This is a genomic window from Microbacterium sp. B24, assembly GCF_000333415.1.
GTDB lineage: Bacteria > Actinomycetota > Actinomycetes > Actinomycetales > Microbacteriaceae > Microbacterium.
Map to the genome: position 1 here is coordinate 1 of NZ_BADB01000524.1, position 232 is coordinate 232.

The following is a 232-nucleotide window of genomic DNA, read 5'->3' on the forward strand; positions in this document are numbered from 1 at the left end:
AGCTCGGTCCCGGGGATCCTCTAGAGTCGTGATTCCCTCGGGGGCGGACGCGCTTTGGGGCAGCAGACCGAGGCGTCGAGCGACCTCTTTCGGTGAGCGGCGTGAGATGTCGGCACCGTCGAGCAGGATGGTCCCGGCCGAAGGGTGCAGGAGTCGAGCCAGGCCTCGAAGAAGCGTCGACTTGCCGCAGGCATTGGGTCCGATGATGACCGTGAACGATCCATCGGGAATG

Annotated in this window: 1 protein-coding gene; it reads right to left on the reverse strand. The window is 65.1% G+C overall.

Annotated elements, in window-relative coordinates; translation table 11 throughout:
• The coding region (locus tag I5I_RS16615; RefSeq protein ID WP_239640138.1) for an ATP-binding cassette domain-containing protein at positions 1-231 on the reverse strand (231 nt) is incomplete at its 3' end.
• Between the last annotated feature and the right edge of the window lies 1 nt (position 232).